The sequence below is a fragment of the Streptomyces tendae genome (assembly GCF_014650435.1).
GTDB lineage: Bacteria > Actinomycetota > Actinomycetes > Streptomycetales > Streptomycetaceae > Streptomyces > Streptomyces tendae.
Genome location: NZ_BMUY01000119.1, coordinates 1 through 545 on the forward strand (window position 1 = coordinate 1; position 545 = coordinate 545).

Below are 545 nucleotides of genomic sequence, written 5' to 3' on the forward strand. Positions count from 1 at the left end.
GGGCACGGCATCTGGAAGCAGACGCTGCTGGAGTACGACGGTGGCTGGATCTTCCTCATCGCGGCCGGGCAGGGCTCCTACCTGGCGGTCTCGGCGGCGGTGGACGTCGACATGGAGGCCATGTCGTTCCGTATGCAGAAGACGGTGACGGCGCTGAACAAGGCCATGAGCGTGGCTCCCCGCTCGGACAACGGTGTCGGCTGATGACGGGTCCCGGCGAGGAATCACCCGTCACCAGTGACTTCGTCCGCTCCTACGTCATCACCGGCGGCCGGAGCCTGCCGTCCTCGGACGAACTGGCGCTGCACACCCTCGTCACGCTGGCCCCCGGGCGGACGCTGCCGCTCGGGGCCGGCCCCGAGGTGAGGGCGATCTGGGAGCTGTGCTCGGGTGGCTACCTGTCGGTGGCCGAGGTGGCCGGCCACCTCGGCCTGCCCGTCGGGGTGGCCCGGCTGCTGCTCACCGATTTATCGGAACAGGGGCATCTGCTCCGCCGGGCCGAGCCGCCCCGGGCCCAGAACGTTGACAGAGCGACCCTCGAGAAG

2 protein-coding genes are annotated in these 545 nt (G+C 69.9%); both read left to right on the top strand.

All coding sequences use genetic code 11. The features are described from left to right. On the top strand, positions 1-204 hold a 204-nt coding region (locus tag IE258_RS40915; protein ID WP_506417444.1), incomplete at its 5' end, for a roadblock/LC7 domain-containing protein. Continuing rightward, positions 204-545: DUF742 domain-containing protein (locus tag IE258_RS40920; RefSeq protein ID WP_189750855.1), on the top strand; the 342-nt coding region annotated here is incomplete at its 3' end. The genes IE258_RS40915 and IE258_RS40920, both read left to right, overlap by 1 nt.